General features: G+C 63.2%; 20 protein-coding genes. 11 read left to right on the forward strand and 9 right to left on the reverse strand.

Features of this window, described 5'->3' with window-relative positions; all coding sequences use genetic code 11:
* The first annotated feature begins 16 nt into the window (after nt 1-16).
* The 7 genes from SLW74_RS11035 (at nt 17) to SLW74_RS11065 (ending at nt 10910) form a co-directional block, all read left to right on the forward strand.
* A complete protein-coding gene (locus SLW74_RS11035; protein WP_410928875.1) occupies nt 17-1357 on the forward strand; it encodes an MFS transporter in 1341 nt (446 codons plus the stop codon).
* Between the two features lie 24 nt (nt 1358-1381).
* On the forward strand, nt 1382-2143 hold the full coding sequence (locus SLW74_RS11040; RefSeq protein WP_192130289.1) for an SDR family NAD(P)-dependent oxidoreductase: 762 nt from the start codon (nt 1382-1384) through the stop codon (nt 2141-2143).
* Between the two features lie 60 nt (nt 2144-2203).
* Nucleotides 2204-2950 carry an SDR family NAD(P)-dependent oxidoreductase gene (locus SLW74_RS11045; protein WP_065988816.1) on the forward strand — a complete coding sequence of 249 codons (747 nt, stop codon included), beginning with the start codon at nt 2204-2206 and terminating at the stop codon, nt 2948-2950.
* Nucleotides 2951-3014: 64 nt separating this feature from the next.
* Nucleotides 3015-3314: a hypothetical protein gene (locus SLW74_RS11050; RefSeq protein WP_410928876.1), complete on the forward strand. Its 300-nt coding sequence runs from the start codon at nt 3015-3017 to the stop codon at nt 3312-3314.
* The gene (locus SLW74_RS11055) at nt 3311-4315 is read left to right on the forward strand and encodes a CobW family GTP-binding protein (RefSeq protein WP_410928877.1); all 1005 of its coding nucleotides are present in this window, start codon (nt 3311-3313) and stop codon (nt 4313-4315) included. The genes SLW74_RS11050 and SLW74_RS11055 overlap by 4 nt, the downstream gene beginning before the upstream one ends.
* A complete protein-coding gene (locus tag SLW74_RS11060) occupies nt 4312-5505 on the forward strand; it encodes an ABC transporter substrate-binding protein (protein WP_410928878.1) in 1194 nt (397 codons plus the stop codon). Before SLW74_RS11055 ends, SLW74_RS11060 begins: the two co-directional genes overlap by 4 nt.
* A 179-nt stretch (nt 5506-5684) precedes the next feature.
* Nucleotides 5685-10910: a DUF4011 domain-containing protein gene (locus tag SLW74_RS11065; RefSeq protein ID WP_410928879.1), complete on the forward strand. Its 5226-nt coding sequence runs from the start codon at nt 5685-5687 to the stop codon at nt 10908-10910.
* Between the two features lie 30 nt (nt 10911-10940).
* On the opposite strand, the gene SLW74_RS11070 is transcribed toward SLW74_RS11065, so the two are convergent.
* Nucleotides 10941-13427, reverse strand: a complete 2487-nt coding sequence (locus SLW74_RS11070; protein WP_410929050.1) for a PAS domain-containing protein — start codon at nt 13425-13427, stop codon at nt 10941-10943.
* A 453-nt stretch (nt 13428-13880) separates the two neighbouring features.
* Here SLW74_RS11070 and SLW74_RS11075 point away from each other — a divergent pair, with 453 nt between their 5' ends.
* Nucleotides 13881-14231 carry a DUF305 domain-containing protein gene (locus SLW74_RS11075; RefSeq protein WP_410928880.1) on the forward strand — a complete coding sequence of 117 codons (351 nt, stop codon included), beginning with the start codon at nt 13881-13883 and terminating at the stop codon, nt 14229-14231.
* 87 nt (nt 14232-14318) lie between these two features.
* Here SLW74_RS11075 and SLW74_RS11080 read toward each other — a convergent pair whose 3' ends face one another.
* The 3 genes from SLW74_RS11080 to SLW74_RS11090 all read right to left on the reverse strand — a co-directional run bounded on the left by SLW74_RS11080 (nt 14319) and on the right by SLW74_RS11090 (nt 16201).
* Nucleotides 14319-14753 carry a GNAT family acetyltransferase gene (locus SLW74_RS11080; protein ID WP_410928881.1) on the reverse strand — a complete coding sequence of 145 codons (435 nt, stop codon included), beginning with the start codon at nt 14751-14753 and terminating at the stop codon, nt 14319-14321.
* Between the two features lie 60 nt (nt 14754-14813).
* The gene (locus SLW74_RS11085) at nt 14814-15443 is read right to left on the reverse strand and encodes a LysE family translocator (RefSeq protein ID WP_410928882.1); all 630 of its coding nucleotides are present in this window, start codon (nt 15441-15443) and stop codon (nt 14814-14816) included.
* Nucleotides 15444-15538: 95 nt separating this feature from the next.
* Nucleotides 15539-16201 (reverse strand): NADPH-dependent F420 reductase, encoded by a 663-nt coding sequence (locus tag SLW74_RS11090; RefSeq protein WP_410928883.1) that lies wholly within the window; start codon nt 16199-16201, stop codon nt 15539-15541.
* A 103-nt stretch (nt 16202-16304) separates the two neighbouring features.
* Between SLW74_RS11090 and SLW74_RS11095 the strand changes: the two genes are divergently transcribed.
* Complete coding sequence (locus SLW74_RS11095) at nt 16305-17192, forward strand: LysR family transcriptional regulator (RefSeq protein ID WP_410928884.1); 888 nt, start codon at nt 16305-16307, stop codon at nt 17190-17192.
* A 52-nt stretch (nt 17193-17244) separates the two neighbouring features.
* On the opposite strand, the gene SLW74_RS11100 is transcribed toward SLW74_RS11095, so the two are convergent.
* On the reverse strand, nt 17245-17700 hold the full coding sequence (locus SLW74_RS11100; protein WP_369319631.1) for a hypothetical protein: 456 nt from the start codon (nt 17698-17700) through the stop codon (nt 17245-17247).
* A gap of 68 nt (nt 17701-17768) precedes the next feature.
* Here SLW74_RS11100 and SLW74_RS11105 point away from each other — a divergent pair, with 68 nt between their 5' ends.
* Complete coding sequence (locus SLW74_RS11105; RefSeq protein WP_065988826.1) at nt 17769-18143, forward strand: MerR family transcriptional regulator; 375 nt, start codon at nt 17769-17771, stop codon at nt 18141-18143.
* 44 nt (nt 18144-18187) lie between these two features.
* Here SLW74_RS11105 and SLW74_RS11110 read toward each other — a convergent pair whose 3' ends face one another.
* Together SLW74_RS11110 and SLW74_RS11115 are read right to left on the reverse strand one after the other, a co-directional pair.
* Nucleotides 18188-19366 (reverse strand): MFS transporter, encoded by a 1179-nt coding sequence (locus tag SLW74_RS11110; RefSeq protein ID WP_410928885.1) that lies wholly within the window; start codon nt 19364-19366, stop codon nt 18188-18190.
* 102 nt (nt 19367-19468) lie between these two features.
* Nucleotides 19469-20026, reverse strand: a complete 558-nt coding sequence (locus tag SLW74_RS11115) for a GNAT family N-acetyltransferase (RefSeq protein WP_065988828.1) — start codon at nt 20024-20026, stop codon at nt 19469-19471.
* Between the two features lie 266 nt (nt 20027-20292).
* On the opposite strand from SLW74_RS11115, the gene SLW74_RS11120 reads away from it, so the two are divergent.
* On the forward strand, nt 20293-20607 hold the full coding sequence (locus tag SLW74_RS11120; RefSeq protein ID WP_065988829.1) for an RcnB family protein: 315 nt from the start codon (nt 20293-20295) through the stop codon (nt 20605-20607).
* 133 nt (nt 20608-20740) lie between these two features.
* Here the strand turns inward: SLW74_RS11120 and SLW74_RS11125 are convergent, their stop codons facing one another.
* A complete protein-coding gene (locus SLW74_RS11125) occupies nt 20741-21220 on the reverse strand; it encodes a DinB family protein (protein WP_410928886.1) in 480 nt (159 codons plus the stop codon).
* Nucleotides 21221-21314: 94 nt separating this feature from the next.
* Nucleotides 21315-22220, reverse strand: a complete 906-nt coding sequence (locus tag SLW74_RS11130; RefSeq protein WP_065988830.1) for an AraC family transcriptional regulator — start codon at nt 22218-22220, stop codon at nt 21315-21317.
* Between the last annotated feature and the right edge of the window lie 63 nt (nt 22221-22283).

Consider the following 22283-nt stretch of genomic DNA (forward strand, 5'->3'; position numbering starts at 1 on the left):
TTCCGAGGCGTGACCCATGTCCATCTACAACAAGCTTGATCTGACTGGCTGGAAACCCCAGCAACTGACTTCCGAGCAAGTGCGCTACGCCACCTGGATCGCTTTTTTCGCGTGGGTCTTTGCGGTGTACGACTTCATCCTGTTCGGCACCTTGCTGCCGGAAATCGGTCGGCACTTTCAGTGGGGCGAAGCGGAACAGGCGGAAATCGCCACCTGGGCTGCGGTCGGCACGGCGGTCATCGCCCTGGCCATCGGGCCGTTGGTGGACCGTCTCGGTCGACGCATGGGCATCATTTTCACGGTCACCGGTTCCGCGATCTGCTCGGCGCTGACGGCGCTGGGCGGGTCATGGGGCAAGTCGCCGCTGATCCTGATCCGCTCTCTGAGCGGGCTGGGGTACGCCGAAGAAACCGTTAACGCCACGTACCTCAGCGAAATCTATGCGGCCTCCGAGGACCCGCGCCTGGCCAAACGCCGTGGCTTCATCTACAGCCTGGTGCAGGGCGGCTGGCCGGTCGGCGCATTGATTGCCGCCGGATTGACCGCGGTGCTGCTGCCTATTATCGGCTGGCAGGGCTGCTTCGTCTTCGCCGCGACCCCGGCGCTGGTGATCGCGTTCATGGCACGCAAGCTCAAGGAGAGCCCGCAGTTCCAGATTCACCAGCGCATCACCCAACTGCGCAAGGCCGGCGAGGCTGAGCAGGCCAGGCAAGTGGCGATGACCTACGGCGTGGACTACGAAGAGCATCGCACGGCTGGGATCGGTGCAGCGTTCCGGGGCACCTCGCGGCGCGCCACGCTGGTGATCGGCGCAGCGATCCTGCTCAACTGGGCGGCCATTCAAGTGTTCAGCGTATTGGGCACCTCGGTGATCGTCAGCGTGCACCACATCTCCTTCGAGAACTCGCTGATCATTCTGGTGCTGTCGAACCTGGTCGGCTATTGCGGCTACCTGAGCCACGGCTGGATGGGCGACAAGATCGGCCGGCGCAACGTCATCGGCCTGGGCTGGATGCTCGGTGGTCTGTCGTTCACCGGCATGCTCTTCGGCCCCAGCAACATGCCCACGGTGGTCGGCCTGTACAGCCTCGGGCTGTTCTTCCTGATCGGTCCGTATTCTGCGGCCCTGTTTTTCATCAGCGAAAGCTTCCCGACCAGCATCCGCGCCACCGGTGGCGCGATCATCCACGCCATGGGCCCGATTGGCGCGGTGGTCGCGGGTTTTGGCGCGACTTCGGTACTGAGCGCTGGCGGCGACTGGCAGACGTCGGCGCTGTATTTCGGCGCCGTGCCGTGCTTTCTGTCCGGTGTACTGATGTTCGCCGCCCGCCATGTGCGCCCCGAATCCGTCCAATAGCAACCGTCCAATAAGGAGCTGAACATGACTCGCACCGTAGCGTTGATTACCGGGGCCGCCAGCGGGATCGGCCAGGCCCTGGCGGTGGCGTTCGCGCACAAGGGCGTTGCCGTGGTGGGCGGCTATTACCCGGCCGACCCCCATGACCCCGAGATCACGGCGCGGCTGGTCGCCGACGCCGGCGGCGAATGCCTAATGGCGGAGCTGGACGTGACCCGGACGGCCTCGGTTGACGCCCTGGCCGAGCAGGCGATCAGCCGGTTTGGCCGCATCGATTACGCGGTCGCCAATGCCGGCCTGCTGCGCCGGGCGCCGTTGCTGGAAATGACCGACGAACGCTGGAACGAGATGCTCGATGTCGACCTCACCGGTGTGATGCGCACTTTCCGCGCGGCGGCCCGGCACATGGGCGAGGGCGGCTCCCTGGTCGCCATTTCGTCGATTGCCGGGGGCGTCTATGGCTGGCAGGACCACTCGCACTACGCCGCGGCCAAAGCCGGGGTGCCCGGGTTGTGCCGCTCGCTGGCGGTGGAACTGGCGCCCCGGGGGATTCGCTGCAACGCCGTGATCCCGGGGTTGATCGAGACACCGCAATCGCTGGACAGCAAAAACTCACTCGGACCGGAAGGCCTCGCCAAAGCGGCCCGTGCCATCCCGCTGGGCCGTGTCGGCCGGGCCGATGAAGTCGCCTCGCTGGTGCGCTTCCTGTGCAGCGACGAGTCCAGCTATCTCACCGGACAAAGCATCGTCATCGATGGCGGCCTGACCGTGCGTTGGCCGGAGTAGGGCGTAGCGCCGATCCGCTATTGATTGCGCCACAAGCCGCAGACTGAAAGAGGAAACACCATGCAACTGGTCAATAAACGCGCGGTGATTACCGGCGCAGGCAGCGGCATCGGCGCCGCCATCGCCCGGGCGTATGCCGAGCAGGGCGCGCGGCTGGTCCTGGCCGACCGCGACGCCGTCACCCTGGCGAACACCGCCCAGCACTGCCGCGAGTTGGGCGTCGAGGTGGTCGAAAGCGTCGCTGATGTCGGCACCGTCGAGGGCGCGCAGGCCGGCGTCGACGCCTGCGTTCAGCACTTTGGCGGCATCGATATTCTGGTCAACAACGCCGGCATGCTCACCCAGGCCCGCTGTGTCGACCTGACCCTGGACATGTGGAATGACATGCTGCGGGTCGACCTCACCAGCGTGTTCATCGCCAGTCAGCGCGCCTTGCCGCATATGCTGGCGCAGCGCTGGGGACGCATCATTAACGTCGCGTCACAGCTGGGCATCAAGGGCGGCGCCGAGCTGACCCATTACGCGGCGGCCAAGGCCGGGGTGATCGGCTTCAGCAAATCCCTCGCCCTGGAAGTGGCCAAGGACAACGTGCTGGTCAACGCCATTGCGCCGGGCCCGATCGAAACGCCGCTGGTGGCCGGGATCAGCAGCGCCTGGAAAACCGCCAAGGCGGCGGAGCTGCCCCTGGGGCGTTTTGGTCTGGCGGAAGAAGTGGCGCCCGTCGCCGTGCTGCTGGCCAGCGAGCCGGGAGGCAACCTGTTCGTCGGCCAGACCCTGGGGCCCAATTCCGGCGATGTGATGCCTTGATGCCCAAGCACAAAGAACATAGCCGCGAATAGCTCATCACCAAATAAAGCAGGAGCAACTAACCATGTGTGGACTCTGCGGCCTGCTGGGTGAAGACGTGCACTGGAGCGACCCGCTGGGCGACGAATTGCCCCGTCGCCGCGAACGCCTGCGCCGGATCGCCGCGATCAACAAGGTGGTGGCGCCGTTTCGTCTGAAGGTCGAGGACTTTCAGGGCGTCTCCTACCTGCTGCTCGGCGCCACCGGCAAGCAGGAACTGGCCAGCGGTCTCGACCAACTGTGGCAACGGGCCGAGCAGTTGATCGGCCGCCCGCTGGATCCACTGGATGAACGACTGCTGGACCACCTGGAGCAGTACCCATGAGCATCGGCCTGAACGTCATCACCGGTTTTCTCGGCAGCGGCAAGACCACCTTGCTCAAGCGCCTGCTGCAGGGCGAAACCCTCGGCGACACGGCACTGCTGATCAATGAGTTCGGCGACGTTGGCATCGATCACCTGCTGGTGGAAGAGGTCGCGCCGGACACCGTCCTGCTGCCCAGCGGCTGCGTCTGTTGCTCGATTAGCGGCGAATTGCGCGATGCCCTGACCGACTTGCTCCAGCGCCGGGCAAAAGGTGAAGTGCCCGCGTTCCGACGCATCCTGCTGGAGACCACGGGCCTGGCCGATCCGGCGCCCATTCTCGCCACCATCAACAATGACCCGCACCTGCGCGGGCGGGTGCACATTGGTCTGGTGGTGACGGTGGTCGATGCCAGCCATGCCGCGCTGCAGGAGCGCCTGCACCCGGAATGGATGGCCCAAGTCGCCGCCGCCGACCGACTGCTGATCAGCAAGGCCGACCTCGCCGATGACGATGCGCTGCGATCGCTGCAGCGGCGTTTGCAGTCGATCAACCCCGCGCCGGTGCTGACCACGGATGCCATTCAGAGCGGCGATCAGCTGCTGCTCGGTGACGGGCTGCACAGCCCTGATCCCGCGCAGGAAGTCGCGCGCTGGCACCTGATGGCCGTGCGCTCGACACCCGCCCGCCACGGCGAAGCGCAGGTCTGCTGCCTGACCTTCGAACGTCCGTTGGACTGGGTCGCTTTCGGGGTCTGGCTGTCCATGCTGCTAAGATGCCACGGCGAACGAATCCTGCGCGTCAAAGGACTGCTTAACGTGAACAACAGCCATGCCCCCGTCGTCATTCATGGTGTGCAGCATTGCCTGCATGCGCCGGTGCATCTCCCTGCATGGCCTGGCGATGACCATCGTTCGCGATTGGTGTTTATCGTGCGCGGACTGGACACCGCGCTGCTGCGCCGCTCCTTCGAGGCGTTCACCGACCGCCTGGCGCCGGCGCCCCGGGAAGCGCTGGCATGACGGTGACGCTGCGGGTCCTGGGCACTTCGGTGACGCTGCTTGAATCCCTGCGGGTTCGCGCCGAAGAGGACCTGGGCATCAAGCTGGTGTATCAGGTGCATGACGTGCAGACCGCCCAGCGCATCGCGGTTATGCAGCCCGACAGCTACGACCTCTATGACCAGTGGTTCCACAACGTGGATTTCGTCTGGCCCGCCCGCGCCATCCAGCCCATCGACACCCGCCGTGTCGCTTTGTGGCACGAGATCAATGACTTGCCCAAGCGCGGCAGGCTGTCGGCCAGTGACCGGCTCGGCAGCGGCAGCGTGCCCAGCGAGCGCCTGTTCGTGCAGCACGACGGCAGCCTCGGCAGCGCGGTAAGTGAACGGATCAGCATGTTGCCGCTGACCCACAACGCCGACAGTTTCGCCTATCGACCCGAGCGCCTTCCCGCCGGTTTCAGTTCGGCGGACGAGAGCTGGGGCTGGCTGGTTGATCCGGCGTGGTGCGGGCGGGTGGCGCTGCAAAGCGACGCGGCCATTGGCGCGCTGGACGCTGCACTGGCGGTGCAAGGCGCCGGGCTGGCGCAGTTCAACGACATCGGCAACCTGAGCATCGAAGAGATCGACGTGCTGGCCGACATCCTCGTGCGCAAGCAGGGGCAGGGCATGTTCGGCGCGTTCTGGTCTGACGATGAAGAAGCGGCGGAGCTGATGTTGCACCCGACCATCGATATCCAGAGCCTATGGTCGCCGACCCTGGTGCGCTTGCATCGCGCCGGCGTGAAATACCGGGTCGCCGTCCCGCGTGAGGGCTATCGCGGCTGGTTCGGCGGGTTGTCCCTGTCACGCCATGCCAAGGGCGCGGTACTCGATGCGGCCTATGCGTACCTGAACTGGTGGCTGTCCGGCTGGCCCGGCGCGGTCATGGCCCGCCAGGGTTATTACATCGGCAACCCGGCGCGCAGCCGCGAACACCTGAGTGCGGCCGAGTGGGATTACTGGTACGCCGGGCTGCCCGCCCGGGAACAGCTGATGGGCAGCGACGGCTTGCCGCTGATCGACATCGGCGAAGTGCGCGATGGCGGCTCTTACGAGCAGCGCATGGGCCACATTGCGGTGTGGAATGCCGTGATGGATGAACACAACTACCTGGTGCGCCGCTGGGGGGACATCTCCCGGGCCGGCAGCAAAGGCACGCGCAGGCAGTGAAGCCCTGGCGCGGGCCGTAAGCCGGGGCCTCGCGGACCGCTGCGCTGGCGCCCCTGCAAAATGCCCGGCTGGCTGATTAGCCGATAAACACGTTCACAACCATCGATTACTCATGGACTATAGGCGCCATTTGGCGGCCTCTACAGGAGGCCTGCGCTCGTAGCTTCAGGATCCCGTGAATGAACATCAAGATTGAAGCGCTGATCGCCCGCAAGATCGGCTTCGCCTCCCACCAGAATGCCGTTCCCCTCGTGCGCGAATTGAGCCTCTGGAACCAGGAAGAAACCACCCTTGAAAACCTGGTACTGACCTTAAGCACTGACCCGGACTTCGTTGAAAGCCGAAGCTGGAATATTGACCGCATCCATCCCGGTGATCGCCTCAGCGTCTCTGATCGCGACATCAAGCTGAACGCCGGTTACCTGTCCGGCCTGACGGAAAGCCTGAACGCCGACGTGGTCATGCACGTGTCCCAGGGCGAGACGGTGCTCGTCGAGCAGCGCTTCCCCACCGAACTGCTCGCCCGCACCGAATGGGGCGGGTTGAGCGCGATGCCGGAGTTGCTCGCCGCGTTCTGCATGCCCAACGACCCCGCAGTGGACCGGGTGCTCAAAGCCGCCTCGCAGGTCTTGCGCCGTGCCGGCAAGAAAGACGGCATCGACGGCTACGAAAGCAAATCCCGCACCCGCACCTGGGAGCTGGCCTCCGCCATTTGGTCGGGGGTGTGCAGCTTTCAATTGAGCTATGCGCTGCCGCCCGCCAGTTTCGAGCAGCAGGGCCAGAAAATCCGACCGCCGAGTGTGGTGCTGGAAAACGGCGTGGCGACGTGCCTGGATACCGCACTGTTGTTCGCGGCCGCGCTGGAGCAGGCCGGGTTGAATGCGTTGCTGGTCATGACCAAGGGGCACGCGTTCGCCGGTGTCTGGTTGCAGCCGCAGGAATTTTCCCAGTTGCTGACCGATGAAGCGTCGGCCGTGCGCAAGCGTCTCGATTTGAAAGAAATGCTGGTGTTCGAGACGACCCTGGCGACCCAGGCGCCGGCGCCGAGCTTTTCCCGTGCGGTGGCTGCCGCCGAACGGGAGCTCGACGATGAGCAGTTCATCATGGCCGTGGATGTGCACCGCGCCCGGATGCAGAAGATTCGCCCGATGGCGCTGGTGTCAGCTGTCCCGGTCGATGGGGCCGACGATGCACCGCCTGTGTTTGAGGGGCTGGAGGAAGCGCCGTCGCTGCCGGGGTTCGATGTCGAGATCAATGAAGACGCCTCGGGCCCGGCCGGGAAACTGACGCTGTGGCAACGCAAACTGCTCGACCTGACCACGCGCAATCGTCTGCTGCATTTGCCGGACAGCGCCAAAGGCGTGCGTCTGCTGTGCCCCGACCCTGCGGCCCTCGAAGACCTGCTCTCCAGCGGTCAGCGCATCCGCGTGGTGGCCGTCCCAGACCTGAAAAGCGGCGGCCGCGATGAGGCCCTGTATGAACAGCAGAACAACGAAAGCCTGGTCGACGAAGTGGCCCGTCAGGCACTGGCGCGCGGCGAAGTCCTGGCCAGTCTGGAGAAGGTCAAGCTGGAAGCCACGCTGATCGACCTGTTTCGCAAGGCCCGCAGCGATCTGGAGGAAGGCGGGGCCAACACGCTGTTCCTTGCCATCGGCTTCCTGAAGTGGAAGAAAAGCGCCGACGACCCGAAAACCTATTCCGCGCCGCTGATTCTGTTGCCGGTCAAACTCGAGCGTAAAAGCGCCTTGTCCGGCGTCACCCTGAGCCTGCTCGACGAAGAGCCGCGTTTCAACCTGACCTTGCTTGAGCTGCTGCGCCACGACTTCGAGTTGATCATTCCCGGGCTGGACGGTGAGCTGCCCAGCGACGGGAGCGGCATTGATGTGGCCGGCATCTGGAACAGCGTGCGCCGGGCCGTGCGCGATATCCCCGGATTCGAGGTGAGCACCGAACTGGTGCTGGGCACCTTCTCGTTCGCCAAATACCTGATGTGGAAAGACCTGAACGCCAACGCGGCGCAGCTGCTGCAAAGCCCTCTGGTCAAGCATCTGCTGGACCCCGAAGCGGCGGGAGAAGGCTTTTCCGGTTCGGCCGAATTCCCCCGGCCCGAGCGTCTGGATACGACCGTTACGCCGGCGCAGCTGTTCGCACCCTTGCCGGCCGATTCGTCGCAAGTGGCAGCGGTGGTGGCATCGGCCAACACCCATAGCTTTGTCATGGACGGTCCGCCCGGCACCGGTAAATCCCAGACCATCGCCAACATGATTGCCCACAACCTGGCCCTCGGCCGGCGCGTGCTGTTCGTGGCGGAGAAACGCGCGGCCCTTGACGTGGTGTTTAGGCGCCTGGCGGAAAAGGGCCTCGGCGAGTTCTGTCTGGAGCTGCATTCCAGCAAGGCGTCGAAGGTTGAAGTGCTTAAGCAGCTGGACCGCGCCTGGGACGTGAGTGAAGCGTTGAGCGCCGAGGAATGGGAGCGTGAAGCCGCGCGGTTGCAGACCCTGCGCTCACGGCTCAATCAGCTGGTCGACGTGCTGCACCGACGCTGGGACAACGGCCTGACCCTGCACCAGTCGATCGGCCGGGTGGTTCGCGACCACAGCCCGCAGACGCCAAGGCTGGCCTGGGAAACGGGCACGGAACACGATGGGGCCGAGTACGCCGGGTTGCTGGATCTCGCCCGTCGCCTGGGACTCAATGGCAGTGCCGCCCGCGACCTGTCAGGTAAGTTTGGCGCCCTGGCGCAGACCCAATGGTCGAACGCCTGGCAGGCACAGATTGCCGGTGCCGCACGGGAAGTGCCCCCGTCCCTCGATGAATTGAACGCCGCCAGTGAGCGGCTGCTGGCACTGACCCACGTGCCGTTGCCGGTGGCTGAAGTGGCTCAGGTCCAGCAGCTGCATGATCTTGTCTCCCTGATCCTTGAATCCCATGGCCTGAACCTGTCGTTTGCCTTTGCACCCGACGCTGCCGCGCGTATCGAAGCCGCCCGGCGCAGTTGCCAGTTGCTCGAGAGCTATCGGGAGCTTGAAGAGACCCTGTCACTGGATTACGCCGATGAAGCGTGCCGCCGTGTGCCGGTCGCGCAACTGCGCAATGAGTGGCACGACGCCGAGGGCAAGTTCTGGTTCCTGGGAACGCTGGCCCAGAAAAAGGTGGCGAAGAAACTCGCCTCTCTCGGTGGCGCGGCGGGCCTGCCGGACACCGTCGGCGACCTCGCTATTTTTGAACGCCTGCACGCCCAGCTGCTGGAAATGGATGCGTTGGCCAGCGACATGCAATCGATCCCTGGCTGGCAAGGGCTGAAGAGCGACCCGGTGCGCACGCTGCAGGCCGTGACCCTGGCCGAGGGGTTGCGCGGCAGGCTGATCGGGATGGCCGACTCCCCCGAGCACCTGGTTGCCCTGCGCGGCGCCGTGGCGCGTCTGGTAATCGACGCGAACGACATGCTGGCGCCGAATGGCCAACTCGCTACCGCCGTATCGACCTTGCAGCAGGCGTTGTCCCGCGTTGAGGCGGCCGTGCGTTTGTTCGCCGGGTTGGCGTGCACAAGCACTCAAACGTCCCTGAGCGTGGCGACACTTCGGACGACGTCACTTGCCATCCAGCAGCAGGAAGAGCAGCTCAAGGCCTGGTGCGACTGGTGCCGGGTGCGCGAACAGGCGGCCGAGGCCGGCCTGGCCAATCTTGCCAAGGAACTGGAAGTCGGCAGTCTGTTGCCGTCTGCCACCGAGGAGACCTTCGTCACGGCCTATGCCCATTGGTTCGCCACCCAGGGCATCGACGGCGAACCGTTGCTGCGCAATTTCGTCGCGGCCGAGCACATGAGTGACATCAGCACCTTCGTGCGCCTGGACGACGAGCTGGCGAAACTGACCGTGCGCTATATCCGCGCCAAACTCTGCGGATTGATTCCGTCCAAGAACGACATTCCCAAAAGCAGCGGCTTTGCCATTCTCAAACACGAGCTGCAGAAGTCGCGCCGGCACAAACCGGTCCGGCAGCTGGCGATCGAGATGGGCGATGCGCTGAATTGCCTGGCCCCTTGCATGCTCATGAGCCCGTTGTCGATTGCGCAGTTCCTGCCCGCCGATCAGCCGCCGTTCGACCTGGTGATCTTCGATGAGGCGTCGCAAATCGCGCCGTGGGACGCCATTGGTTCGATTGCCCGGGGCAAGCAGGTGATCATCGCCGGTGACCCCCGGCAGATGCCGCCCACCAACTTCTTCAACCGTGGCCCGAACGCCGGTGACGACGACACCGCCGAAGACATGGAAAGCATCCTCGACGAATGCCTGGGGGCAGGGGTGCCGAGTCACAGTCTGAGCTGGCACTACCGCAGTCGCCATGAAAGCCTGATTGCGTTCTCCAATCACCGTTATTACGACAGCAACCTGATCACCTTCCCGGCCGCGGAAACCCGCGTCAGTGCGGTCGAGTGGCGCAAGGTCGAGGGCGTCTACGCGAAAGGCAAGGGGCGTTACAACCAGGCCGAAGCCCAGGCCATCGTCGATGAAACCGTCAAGCGCCTCACCGACCCCGGGTTTGTGGCGGCGGGGTATTCCATCGGCATCATCACCCTCAACTCCGATCAGCAGAAGCTGATCAACGACCTGCTGGACGCGGCCCGCAAGCAATACCCGCAGATCGAGCCGTTCTTCCAGGACACCCAGACCGAGCCGGTGGTGGTCAAGAACCTCGAAACGGTCCAGGGCGACGAGCGTGACCTGATCATGCTCGGCATTGGTTACGGCCCCACCGAACCCGGTGCGCCAGTGATGTCAATGAACTTCGGGCCGCTCAACAAAGACGGCGGCTGGCGCCGGCTCAACGTTGCCATCACCCGGTCCCGGCGGGAAATGCTGGTGTTCACCTCGTTCGATCCGTCGATGATCGACCTCAATCGGACCAACGCGCGGGCCGTGCGGGATTTGAAGCACTTCATCGAGTTCGCTCAACGTGGGCCGAAAGCGCTGGCCGAGGCGATACAAGGCTCGGTCGGCGGCTATGACTCGCCGTTCGAGGAGGCGGTCGCCCAAGGGCTGCGGCGTCTGGGCTGGCAGGTCGTGCCGCAGATCGGCGTGTCACGTTTCCGCATCGATCTGGGCATCGTTCACCCTGATCGTCCGGGCGACTACCTGGCGGGTGTCGAGTGCGACGGTGCCACCTATCACAGCGCGGCCACTGCCCGGGACCGGGACAAAGTGCGCGGGGCGATTCTCACCGGACTGGGCTGGAACCTGCTGCGGCTGTGGTCCACCGACTGGTGGGTGGATAAACACGGGGCGTTGCAAAAACTGCACGTCGCGCTGAACGATCTGCTGGATCAATCACGACGGGACAGCGCGGCCGAACGGGTTGATAAAGCCGTCGCTGCGCCGGCAGTGGCCGACAAGGACCCGGTGTAAGGGGCCTGATCGGCGCGTGCGGAGTGAGGGTTACATCGGCGTGTTCATCAGTTCGCGCACGCGAGCGGCCAGTGTTTCAATGGCGAAGGGCTTGGTCAGTACATGCATGCCAGGCTCAAGCTGGTTGGCGCCGATGGCCGCGCTTTCCGCGTAGCCGGTGATGAACAGCGTTTTGAGTCCCGGACGGAGTTCGCGCGCGGCGTCGGCCATCTGGCGTCCGTTCATCCCGCCGGGCAAACCCACATCGGTGACGAGCATGTCGACGCGCACGTCCGAGCGAAGCAGCGTCAGTCCGCTGGCACTGTCCGCCGCCTCCATGACGGAATAGCCCAGCTCGCCCAGCACCTCTGTCACCAGCATGCGCACCGTGGGTTCATCGTCCACAACCAGGATCGTCTCGCCAACGCCAGCCGCCTGGGTGGCGGCATTCGGGATGTGCGCTTCATTGGCGCCGGGATTCCCGTGGTGGCGGGGCAGGTAGATGCACAGCGTGGTGCCTTGCCCGACCACAGAGGCGATGCGAACCTGCCCCCCGGATTGCTTGGCGAAACCGTAAATCATCGAGAGGCCCAGTCCCGTGCCCTGGCCGATGGGTTTGGTGGTGAAGAAAGGGTCGAATGCTTTCGCCACGACGTTGGCCGGCATGCCGGTTCCGGTGTCTGTGACGCTGAGGGTCAGGTATTCGCCCTCGGAGACCTCCAGCAGCGGCGCTTCGGCGGAGCCCACGACCTGCCAGCGGGTTTCGATGGTGATGCTGCCACCGTCCTGCATGGCATCCCGCGAGTTGATGCACAGATTCAGCAGCGCATTTTCCAGCTGGCTCGCGTCGACCAAGGCCACGCAGCTGTCCGGCGAGCCGACGGTCTGCACGGTGATGCTGGGGCCCACGGTGCGCTGAATCAGCTCGGTCATGCCCTCGACGAGGCTGTTGATCTCGGTAGGGCGGGGATCGAGTGTTTGCCGGCGGGAGAACGCCAGCAGTCGGTGGGTCAGGGCGGCAGCCCGCTTGGTGGCGCCTTGCGCCGTCGTCAGGTACCGGTCGACATCCGTCAGACGACCCTGGGCAAACCGTGCGCTCAACAATTCCAGCGAGCCGGAGATGCCCGCGAGCAAGTTATTGAAGTCATGGGCAAGCCCGCCCGTGAGTTGACCCACTGCTTCCATTTTCTGCGACTGGCGAAGTTTCTCTTCGGCCTGCATCAAGGCTGCGGTGCGTTCAGCCACGCGCTGTTCAAGGGTGTCGTTGAGGGTGCGCAGGGCGGCGATCGCCAGGTCGCGCTGGGCTTCCACCGAACGCCGCTCTTCCACATCGATCAAGACACCCGGAAAACTGAGGGGGACGCCGTCCTCGCTGAAGTTGACGCGCCCGTTGGCCTCGATCCAGTGGTATTTGCCGTCCGCCCGACGCACCCGGTATTGATGGGCGTAGGCGCCGCCGCGGCTAATGGCTTCGTTGATCGCCGCCATCAGTCCGGCCCGGTCTTCCGGGTGCACAGTTTCCACCACTTGTTCCAGGCTGAGCCCTTCGTGGCCCAGCATCGGGTCGAGTCCAAAGGCCCGGGCGAAGGCTTCGTCCACGGTGAAACTGTCGCTGGGCAGGTCCCAGTGCCACGTGCCGAAAATCGCCCCGGCCTCAAGCGCCAGCTGCACGCGCTCGACGTTGGCGCGGGCGATGGCTTCGCTCTGGCGCAAACGTTCCTCGGCATCCCGCCGCCCCGTCACGTCATTGAAGATGATCGCGATCTGACATTCGGCGGGATCGCCGACGGGCACGGCGCGCACGTCGAACCAGCGCTGAAAGGCTTTGGCATAGCTTTCGAAGGTGGCCGGCACGCGCGTCTTGGCCACACGTCCGTAGGTGTCGAACCAGAACTGCTCGAGGTCGGGCGCAAACTCCGTGACCCACTTCCCGCGCAGGTTGACCCCAGCCTCGCGTTCAAAGGCCGGATTGGCCTCGACAAAGCGGTAATCGACAGGGGTTTCGTTGGCGTCGAACTTGACCTGGACGATGGCGAAGGCGGCCTCGATGGTTTCCAGAATGGTCCTGAACCGCTCCTCGCTCTGACGCAGGGCCGCTTCGGTGTCGCGGATGGGCGTGAGGTCGAGCATCGCGCCGATCATGCGCACCGCCTGGCCTTGAGCATCCCGGATGACGTGCCCGCGGTCGAGGACCTGGGCGTACGTGCCGTCCACCCTTCGAAACCGGTACTCCTCGCTCCAGCCTGTCAGCCTGCCGTCTATCACGTCGTGGATCGAGGTGACGATGCGCTGCCTGTCATCGGCGTGAATCTGTGCCATCCACCAGTCGCCGGTCATGGCGATGGTGGCGAGCGGATGCCCGTAGACCCGTTCCAGGGCGTCGTTCCACAGGACGTGGTTGTCTTTCAGGTCCCAGTCCCAGATGGCATCGTTGGTGGCCTTTACCGCGAGGCGGTAGCGGGTCTGAGCCTCTTCGATCGCTTGCTCGGCCACGCCGTCGACTGCGGGCTCAACCGCAGTGTCGATCGAGCCCGCCATCGCATTCTGTCGAATGCCGGTGCACAGGCTTTCCAGCCTGAGGGCTTCACTTTTCTTCAATGCCGAACGCAACTGGATGACTTCAGCCTCAAGGGCTTCCCGGGTCAAATGCTTCAAGTGTCCACCTGTAAACGTAACGTTATGACCTGAGACCGGGGGGCGCCATCGGCCCTCCGGGACTGCATCAGCCGGTTGATCCAGCAGTATCGGCGGCCAGCGTTTTACGCTGCATGCTGGCAGAATGCAATTCGGCTTCAGAAAGGACTCGCGCAGAAAGCCAAAGGTTCCAGCCACAGGGGTGATTTGCCAGGCCCGGACGGGGCGTCTGTTCCGTTGGTTTTGGCGGGTTTGACCGATCCTGCGGCGATGGGCTGCTCAATGCCCTTGACCTTGCCGCAGTGGAAAGGTCTAGCGTGACCGCTTCGTCTCAACCCTCATCCAGGATGCTTCGTCATGAAAAAGATTGCTGCCGTTGTCAGCGTGATTGCTCTGCTTGCCGTAACCGCCGTAACCGCCGTCAGGGCCGATCAGGCGGAGGACGTCAAACAGATGCATGAGGCCTACCAGCAATCGATGGGCGCCATGAAGGACGACATGCATCACGGGATGATGAGCGACGATCCTGACGTTGCCTTCGCGGCGGGCATGCTGCCTCACCACGAAGGCGCAGTGGAGATGGCGAAGATCGAGCTCAAATACGGCAAGGATCCGGAGATGCTGGAACTGGCGCGCAAGATTGTGGCGGCGCAGGCGGCGGAAATTGCGCAGATGAAGGCCTGGCTGAAAGCGCATCCGGCCAAGTAAAGCGGCAAAACCCTGCGCCCCTGATCAGGGGCGCTGATGTCCGCCCATGCGGCGTGGCAGGGCAACGCAGGCGCTGCTGCGTGCGCATCAATTCGTGATGTTCGCGTCGATTTTCTTGCCCATGCTGATGCGCGGTTCGGTTGAGTAACCCACAGACTCATAGAACGCCTGGACGCTGGCATTGGTGCTGACGATCTGCAGGTTGATTTTCATGCACCCCCGCAATGTCAGGGCGTGCTCGGCATGACGAACCAACTGCACGCCCACGCCTTTTCTGCGATGTGAGGGGTGCACCGCCACCGCATACAGCCATCCGCGGTGCCCGTCGTACCCGGCCAGAACAGTACCCACCACCTCATTGTCCGTCAGGGCAACAAAGAACAGACCGTCCGCGACGGCCAGCTTTTTGTCGATGGCGAGGCCGGGCGTGTTATGGGCGGTTTCGTAGCCGAATACAGCGTTCCAGAGTTCGATCACGGCGGGCCGATGAAGCGCGTCGGAGTAGTTGGTAATGGCAACCATGGTCAGGCTCCTTATTCAGCGGTAGTGGGCGAAGGGATTTTCTGCGCTGGCACTCGCGACTTATCGTCCCGAGACCAGTGCCAGCCGACAGGCCAGCCCCAAAAAAACCGCACCCAGCACCTGATTCAGGCGCTTGGCGATACGGACATTGGTCGCCAGCTTGTGCCCGATCCGACTGGCCAGGAGGATGACTGCGCCGTTCACCAGTAAACCGATGACATTCAAAACCGTGGCGAATATCAGCATCTGCACGACCAGCGAGGCTTTCGTTGGATCAACGAACTGCGGAAATAACGCCAAGACGAACAGTGCCATTTTCGGGTTGAGCAGATTGGTCACCAATCCCTGCCGGAAAATACTCAGAAGCGGCGTGGGCGCAAGGTCGGCATCAGCATGCAGCGGCGACGGGGCGCTGAACGCTTTCCAGGCGAGAAAAACCAGATAGGCAGCCCCCGCGAACCGCACCGCGTCGTAAGCGGCGGGCACATTGATCAACAATTGCGACAGCCCGAGTGCGGCAGCCAGCGCGTGACAGTAGGTGCCCACCTGAATGCCCGCCAGTGAAACGAAACCTGATGCTCTGCCCTGGCTCATGCTCCGCGATGCAATCAACAGCATGTCCGGGCCCGGTGTCAGCGTGAGCGCCAAGCAGGCGCCAGCGAAAAGCAGTAATACCGAGAGATCAATCATCACGTCCCTTCCCGAGGTCATGTAAACGGCTAGTGCAGGCACGCATGTTACCGGACGGTGGCGCTTCTCTGGAGGGCTTTGCGGGATGACGTCATTCAGTGGCGCCACGACCCATGGGGTAATTCAATGCGCCTTTCTGCCTTGGCCAGCGCGGCCTTCAGCGCCTCCTTGCTTAACGGAATGCAGTAAGCGGGCTTGGCCCGTTCGAATCGCCAGCTTTCATCGAGGTTGCCGGCGTCGACCGCGTCAAATCCCACCTCGTCCAGTAGCCGGAAGGCCAGCGCCTTTGCCCCAGGGTCATCGGCGGCCACCGGCAAGGCACGTCGGTCGTGCGCTTTAACTGGGCGAGCATCGCGGATCAGGTCATCGGCAAGGATCGCATTGAACACCTTCACCACATGGGCGCGAGGCAGATGCTCGGCGAGCAATCGGCTGGTGGTGGTTTCGAACCTGTCCAGCGCCGGGATAGGGCCATCCTGGTCGGGATAGTAGTTGTTGGCATCCAGCACCGTTTTACCCGCAAGGCATTCGGCGGGCAGGGTTGGGTAGTGCTTGAAGGGAATCGCCACGAGAACAACATCGCCAAAGCGTGTTGCATCTTGGATGGTGCCAATTTGAGCCTGCGGGATCTCGGTGGCCACATTTTCCAGGGTTTCAGGCCCGCGCGAATTGCTGATCATGACTTCATGGCCAGCCGTGATGAACAACTGCGCCACTGCGCGCCCGATGAAGCCCGCCCCGATGATGCCGATGCGCATGTGATAACTCCGATGATGTGCTGGAAGCGGCCATGATGATTGCGAACCAGCGGCAGATAAATAATCATCAGGCACATAGTCTCGCTACCAGGAGTGTTGAATCATGGACCGTCTCAGCAGCATGGAAGCCTTCGTCACGGCAGCGGAGTGCGGGTCTTACGCCAAAGCGTCCGAGCGAATGGGGCTGTCGCCGCAGATGGTGGCCAAACATGTCGCTGCGCTAGAGCATCGGCTCGGCGCGCGGTTGCTGAACCGCACCACTCGACGCCAGAGCCTGACCGAACTGGGCCAGGCGTATCTGGAGCGTTGCAAACACATTCTCAGTGAAGCGAGAGCGGCGGATTCCCTTGGGGAAATGATGAATGACACCCCGCGCGGCAAGCTGAAAATCAGCGCGCCCATCACCTTCGGCTCCTCTCGCCTGATGCCCTTCGTCACGACATTCCTGCGGCTGCATCCCGAGATTGAAATCGATCTGCAATTGACCGATCGCTTCGTTGATCTGGTGGAGGAGGGGTTTGACATCGCATTCAGGATCGGCCCGGTGGAGGTGTCCAGCCTGACCGCCCGGCCGTTGGCGCCTTACCAACTGGTGGCCTGCGCGGCGCCTGGCTATCTGGCAGAACGCGGTGTGCCGCAACGTCCGCAAGACCTGAGCCAGCATGAGTGCCTGGGGTACGCCTGGTGGTCGCGGCCGATTGATCGCGAGTGGGTGTTCTGCAAGGGCTCAACGGTGGCGCGGGTTCAGGTGGCCAGTCGATTGAGAGTCAACGAGAGCCGCGCGCTGCTCTCGGCCGCGCTGGACGGTTTCGGCATCGTGCTCGGCCCGCTGATATTCCTGGAGCCCGCTTTGCGCAGTGGCGAGCTGGTGCGAGTATTGCCTGACTATGAGGCGCCGAGCCGGCCTCTGCATATGCTGTACACCGGCAGCCGGCAGCGAACGGCCAAGCTGCGCCGGTTTATTGATGCGGCGCTGCTGCGGTTCGGTTGAGCGCTTCGTGCAGGTGAGCGCCGCGCTTGGTTCGAGGACTCAGCTATTCCGTTTAGTGCCCCCCGGACGACGCTGGCGCCTGTTTCTCCCTCTGGCTGGCTTGTCCTGAATGCCAGACCGGCCAGACCTGTGCAACAACAAACAGCACCTCGAAAACCGTAAACCCGAGAATCAGAAAACTCGCTCCCTGAGCGACTGCATAAAGCTGCCAGATCGCGAACAGCGTTCTCGCCAGTGCGTCGTATAACCCGATGCGGCGGCTCGGTTGCGCGAGGCGCCACAACGACCAGACCACCACCACGCTGCCAAGCAGGTTGGCGAACAGCATCCCGCTGACGTCCAGCACAGGCACGGGCCGCTCCAGTGCCAGAGCGGCCGAAAGCGCGGCAAAGGCGCTGAACACCCATGTTGCAGTCCAGGGCGTCATGAAGCCTGCCGTCATTATCAAGTCGTAAACGGCGCTGCCTCTGACAAGGTGCCGGTTGGTCTTTGCGTTGATCATGATCATCCCTCACAGTTGAGCCCGCAGGCTAAAGCCTGGTCTTAGGTCCAGAGTCAACGTGAGCATTGAACGTTATGAAAATAGGTGAAGTGGCACTGCACGCTGGCGTGTCTGTGGACGCGTTGCGGTTTTATGAGGAGAAAGGCCTGATCAAGCCCCGGCGCAGTGCCAATGGCTATCGGCATTATCCGCAGGAGACCCTGCAGCTGGTGGGGTACATCAAGCTGGCGCAGCAGCTGGGGTTTTCGCTGAAGGAAATCGGCGAAAACCTGCCGTTGCTGTGGAACAGCGAGCAGGTCTCCAGCGACCTGCTCGCTCGATTATTCAGCGAGAAAATCGCGTTGCTGGACGAGCGCATCGGGCAGATGCACGCGCTGCGCAATCTGTTGGCCGAGCGGGCCGGGCAGGTCTGTCCGCTGTTGGGCAATGGCGCCGCTGACTCGCCCTGAAGGGCGCATCACCTGGCAATGCCCGGCCGTCCGTAACGCCGCCTTCAGTCGCACAGCGCCTGGCTGCGACGCGTCGCTATCGGCCGCACCAGGCTCAGCAATCCTGCCAGGGCCATGGCCGCACCGACCCAGAGCGGCGAGCGCAAGCCCAGGCCTGCGTCGATCGTCACACCGCCCGCCCAGCTACCGAACGCCAGTCCGGCGGTGATGACCGAGGTGTGCATGATGTTCACCAACGCACCGGGCTCGGCCGCTTTCATGACGCGCGCCACCATCGCAGGATTCAGTGCCACACCGGTCAGTCCGAGGGCAAGGAAGCACATCAGGTTGAGCCACAGATGATCCCCAGCCAGGGCGAAGCCCGATAACGCCAGCACCATGATTGCCAAGCCCCAGCCGACGATCGCCATCATGTAGCGGTCCGCCAGCCGGCCCACCACCCAGTTGCCCAGCACGTTCGCGACGCCGTACAGCGCCAGCAGCGGTGCGACGAATTTCGGCGCGACGCCGACTTCCTGAATCAAAATGGGCGTGCAATAGCTGAAGGCGGCAAACGTAGCGCCGATGATCAACCCGCTGGTGACGTACGCCGCCCAGAGGGGCGGGTTCTTCATGTCGGCGACTTGTTGGCGCAGTGGCGGTTCGCTGCCGTTGGCGCTCGCCGGCAGGCGCTTGCTCGCCAGCACCGTGCACAGCATCGCCAGCACCACCACCAGCCAGGCGCTCGCACGCCAGCCAAAGTGTTGCTCGACCCATGTAGTCAGCGGCACGCCTACGACCGGGGACAGCATCAGCCCGGCAAGGACCACCGACACCGCCCGACCGCGACGTTCCGGCGTCACGAGGCCTGCGCACACCGTCATGCACAAACCGATGCAGACGGCACTGGAGATGCCCATGACCACGCGAGCAGCAGCGAGCACCAGATAACTTTGCGCGGCCGCTGCGACTGCGCCGGCGACCACATAACAGACGAGCAGCGCGATCAAAGAGCGTTTGTTGCTGACGCCTTTTGACAGCAGCAGGACGGTCACAAGCGGGCCGCCGATCGCCATGCCCAAGGCGTAAAAGGCGATCAGGTTGCCGACCTGGGCGAGACTGACCGAGAACGCGTCGGCCAGTGCCGGCATCATGCCGGCGACCATGAACTCGGCCGTCACCAGCGAGAAAATCGTCAGGCCCAGAAGGTAGACGGTGGAGGGGAGCTTGCTGCGGCTGGACATGGGGTTCCCGAGGGGTAAAGAAGGCCGGCTACCCTAGGGATTGAGACGGGGCAGGTCAACAGGCAATCGAGTCACTGTCCCTGGAAAATTGGGGCTGTTGCATCATCCCGAGGCCCGCGCTTGCATCGCCAGCCATTCCTCGCGGGTCAATTCCCAGAGTTCTTGAACCATCGGACCCGAGACGAAATGGCCGTCCCGGCGCTCGATCAGTCGCATGCCTTCGCGCTGAGAAATCCTTCGCGAGGCATCATTGCCCGCCGCTTTGGGCACCTGCATCACTGGCCGCTGCAGCGTTTCGAACCAGAAGGCGTTGACCACCTCGCACGCCTCCTGGATATAGCCCTGGCCGCGCCACTGCGGCGCGAGCCAGAAACCCCTGTGGTTTTTGAGCTGATCGTGCAGGCTGATGCAGCCGATCACCCGCGCCGGTTCGCCGATCAGGCGTATCGTCCAGTGCCATTCGCTTCCCTCTGCCGCAGCAGGAAGCGCGACGTCGCGGATGTAGGTCAGTGCGCCGTCTTCGGGATAGGGCCATGGCACATGGCTGTCCAGATACCGGACCACGTCCCACTGGGGAAACACCTGTTGAATCGCGGGCGCATCTGTCAACAGCAGCGGGGCGAGTATCAGTCGAGCCGTGTGGAGCGTGGGGCTGTCCATGTGGGTTTCTCCCTGCAAACAGTGCAGCGACATTGATGCCCTATTCATTGGGCAGAGAACAAGCGTCCGGCCACTGGCTCCCGGACATTGTTGATCGCCAGCTTCTGGTCTCGGCTGTTGCTCCGCTGGCAAGCACACGAAAGTCGATGGGAGCGTATGGCACCTGATCCGATCGAACTCCTCCGAATCAGTCCCGGTCTGAGCATGACGGATGCACCGTCACCCTTTATTCATTAAATGGCACTCGTCTGCCAGAGGATCTGATCATGCTCGGAAAGAAATACCTCCCTCATCTGCTGTTCACCGCCGTATGCGCCGTCAGCAGCTTTTCGTACGCTGCCGAACAGCCAAGCGTGACGATGGATCGGCCGGGAGCAGGGGTCAAGGAAATCAAGGAAGGCGATAACGCCCCTGACCAGTACCAACGTCCGAGCCTCGCCGTTAAAGACTGGCGCGCACGCCACCTGACTGCACCGGACAAGAACCAGCAGTGGGTGGAAATCAAGGACAAATACGCGTTGATTGACATCCCTACCGGGACGATCAAACAGATGGTGCCGAAGGCCAAGGGGCACAAGTAACGCCGTTGGTTGAGACCCCATTTCTCAGTCAACGAATGAAGGCGTGACGTCTGACGCCTTCCCGGCTAAAGCCGGTCCTATAGTGGGCTCACCGCTAGCCTGACTAGATGTGTGTGGTCTGGTAGGACCGGCTTTAGCCGGGAAGAGGCCTGTCGGCGGCCCTCAAGGGCAAATCCCCATCCAGATAAAATTCATCCAGTTGTGGCGGTGATATGCGGGTACCGGACAGCATGGCGTGAACCTGTCCACGGTGGTGAATCTGATGCTGGAATAAGTGCAGCAGCAAGCGATCCACCCGTTCAGGAATAATGCCTGCTGCCCGCACCACGCGCGCTCGACTGCTCAAGACGTTCTCACTCAAGCCTTCGCAATAGGTGACAAGTCGGGCGTCGGCCCCGGATTGGAGCTGGACCAGTTGCTGAATCGACAGATTCTCGGGCAGGTTCTGTCGTTGGCCCTTCAGATCAAACGTCAGTGCCGCCAGGTAAAACTGATCGACATCAAGAATGTGCCGCAATGTCAGCTCGATCGAGGGAAAAAACCTGTTCGCGGCGCCAGGTATTCTTCGTCGCTTAAGCCAAGGCATGCCGAGAGCAAGCGCCGGTTCGACCATTGATTATTGTGTGCCTGCGCCAGATAGCTGTTCATCCGAGGGCCCCGTGTAGATGGCTGGAACGACAAATCGTATTGAATGTGCGGGCGGTCAGTCACCCACCGTCTCCTTCCCGCGAGTACCGACCCGGCGCGCGCCCGGTGTAGCGGTTGAATGCCACGCTGAACGCGCTCACCGAGCCGTAACCCACGCGCTGTGCAATCCCGGCAATGTCCTCCACGCGCTCACGCAGCAGCTTTTTTGCCAGCGCCATTCTCCACGCCAACAGATACGCCATGGGTGGCATACCCAATGCGTTCTGAAAACGCTCGAAGAACGTCGAACGCGACAGGGCGGCTTCCCTCGCCAGTTGTTCCACGGTCCACGGGCGGCCCGGATGCCCGTGCATTTGCCGCAATGCCACCGCGAGGCGTTCGTCGCCCAGTCCGCGTAATAATCCGGGCGGCGCCGCTTCGGTGGCGGTGCAACGCAGCGCCTCTATAAACAGCACTTCCAGCAAATGGGCGAGGATCACGTCCCTTGCTGGCCGCTGAGCCCGGGCTTCCCCGGTCACCAAGCCAACCAGCGTCGCCAGTCGGGGCTCGCCGCGCACGTGGATCAGTTGCGGGAGCAGCGAGACCAATAAAGCAGCGTCCGGCGATCCGAAGGTGCAGTGACCTACCAACAACTGAACGTCGACGGGCACATCGGGCGGGCCGACACGAATGTCCCGTGGACGGACCTCGACGGGAACCCGTTCAGCGTCACCCTCCAGAACGGGCTGAAGGCTCATCATCTCGAAATCGTAAGCCGCCGGGATCAGCACAAAGTCGCCTGCCTGCAGGGTCATCGGCAACTGCCCGGCCACCGAAAGCCTCGACTCCCCTTGTAAAATCGCGCAGTAAAAAGGCTGGCCGTGTACGGAGCGCTGCACCCGCCAGGCGCCGGCGCCGTTGACGATTTTGGACAGTGAAGCGCTGGGTTGCAGCAGGGTGACCACTTCAGCGAGCGGATCGAGCATTCCGGACTCCTGCAAAAGAATAGCGGATGGGCGATGATATTCAGTCCGGTTACCACAGCTTAT

Source organism: Pseudomonas sp. W5-36, from assembly GCF_046540455.1.
Lineage (GTDB): Bacteria > Pseudomonadota > Gammaproteobacteria > Pseudomonadales > Pseudomonadaceae > Aquipseudomonas > Aquipseudomonas graminis_B.

Bases quoted from the DNA above. Each gene is read 5' to 3' on its own strand.
- SLW74_RS11035 (WP_410928875.1), top strand. From the start codon at position 17: ATGTCCATCTACAACAAGCTTGATCTGACTGGCTGGAAACCCCAGCAA.
- SLW74_RS11040 (WP_192130289.1), top strand. From the start codon at position 1,382: ATGACTCGCACCGTAGCGTTGATTACCGGGGCCGCCAGCGGGATCGGC.
- SLW74_RS11045 (WP_065988816.1), top strand. From the start codon at position 2,204: ATGCAACTGGTCAATAAACGCGCGGTGATTACCGGCGCAGGCAGCGGC.
- SLW74_RS11050 (WP_410928876.1), top strand. From the start codon at position 3,015: ATGTGTGGACTCTGCGGCCTGCTGGGTGAAGACGTGCACTGGAGCGAC.
- SLW74_RS11055 (WP_410928877.1), top strand. From the start codon at position 3,311: ATGAGCATCGGCCTGAACGTCATCACCGGTTTTCTCGGCAGCGGCAAG.
- SLW74_RS11060 (WP_410928878.1), top strand. From the start codon at position 4,312: ATGACGGTGACGCTGCGGGTCCTGGGCACTTCGGTGACGCTGCTTGAA.
- SLW74_RS11065 (WP_410928879.1), top strand. From the start codon at position 5,685: ATGAACATCAAGATTGAAGCGCTGATCGCCCGCAAGATCGGCTTCGCC.
- SLW74_RS11070 (WP_410929050.1), bottom strand. From the start codon at position 13,427: ATGGCGGGCTCGATCGACACTGCGGTTGAGCCCGCAGTCGACGGCGTG.
- SLW74_RS11075 (WP_410928880.1), top strand. From the start codon at position 13,881: ATGAAAAAGATTGCTGCCGTTGTCAGCGTGATTGCTCTGCTTGCCGTA.
- SLW74_RS11080 (WP_410928881.1), bottom strand. From the start codon at position 14,753: ATGGTTGCCATTACCAACTACTCCGACGCGCTTCATCGGCCCGCCGTG.
- SLW74_RS11085 (WP_410928882.1), bottom strand. From the start codon at position 15,443: ATGATTGATCTCTCGGTATTACTGCTTTTCGCTGGCGCCTGCTTGGCG.
- SLW74_RS11090 (WP_410928883.1), bottom strand. From the start codon at position 16,201: ATGCGCATCGGCATCATCGGGGCGGGCTTCATCGGGCGCGCAGTGGCG.
- SLW74_RS11095 (WP_410928884.1), top strand. From the start codon at position 16,305: ATGGACCGTCTCAGCAGCATGGAAGCCTTCGTCACGGCAGCGGAGTGC.
- SLW74_RS11100 (WP_369319631.1), bottom strand. From the start codon at position 17,700: ATGATCATGATCAACGCAAAGACCAACCGGCACCTTGTCAGAGGCAGC.
- SLW74_RS11105 (WP_065988826.1), top strand. From the start codon at position 17,769: ATGAAAATAGGTGAAGTGGCACTGCACGCTGGCGTGTCTGTGGACGCG.
- SLW74_RS11110 (WP_410928885.1), bottom strand. From the start codon at position 19,366: ATGTCCAGCCGCAGCAAGCTCCCCTCCACCGTCTACCTTCTGGGCCTG.
- SLW74_RS11115 (WP_065988828.1), bottom strand. From the start codon at position 20,026: ATGGACAGCCCCACGCTCCACACGGCTCGACTGATACTCGCCCCGCTG.
- SLW74_RS11120 (WP_065988829.1), top strand. From the start codon at position 20,293: ATGCTCGGAAAGAAATACCTCCCTCATCTGCTGTTCACCGCCGTATGC.
- SLW74_RS11125 (WP_410928886.1), bottom strand. From the start codon at position 21,220: ATGGTCGAACCGGCGCTTGCTCTCGGCATGCCTTGGCTTAAGCGACGA.
- SLW74_RS11130 (WP_065988830.1), bottom strand. From the start codon at position 22,220: ATGCTCGATCCGCTCGCTGAAGTGGTCACCCTGCTGCAACCCAGCGCT.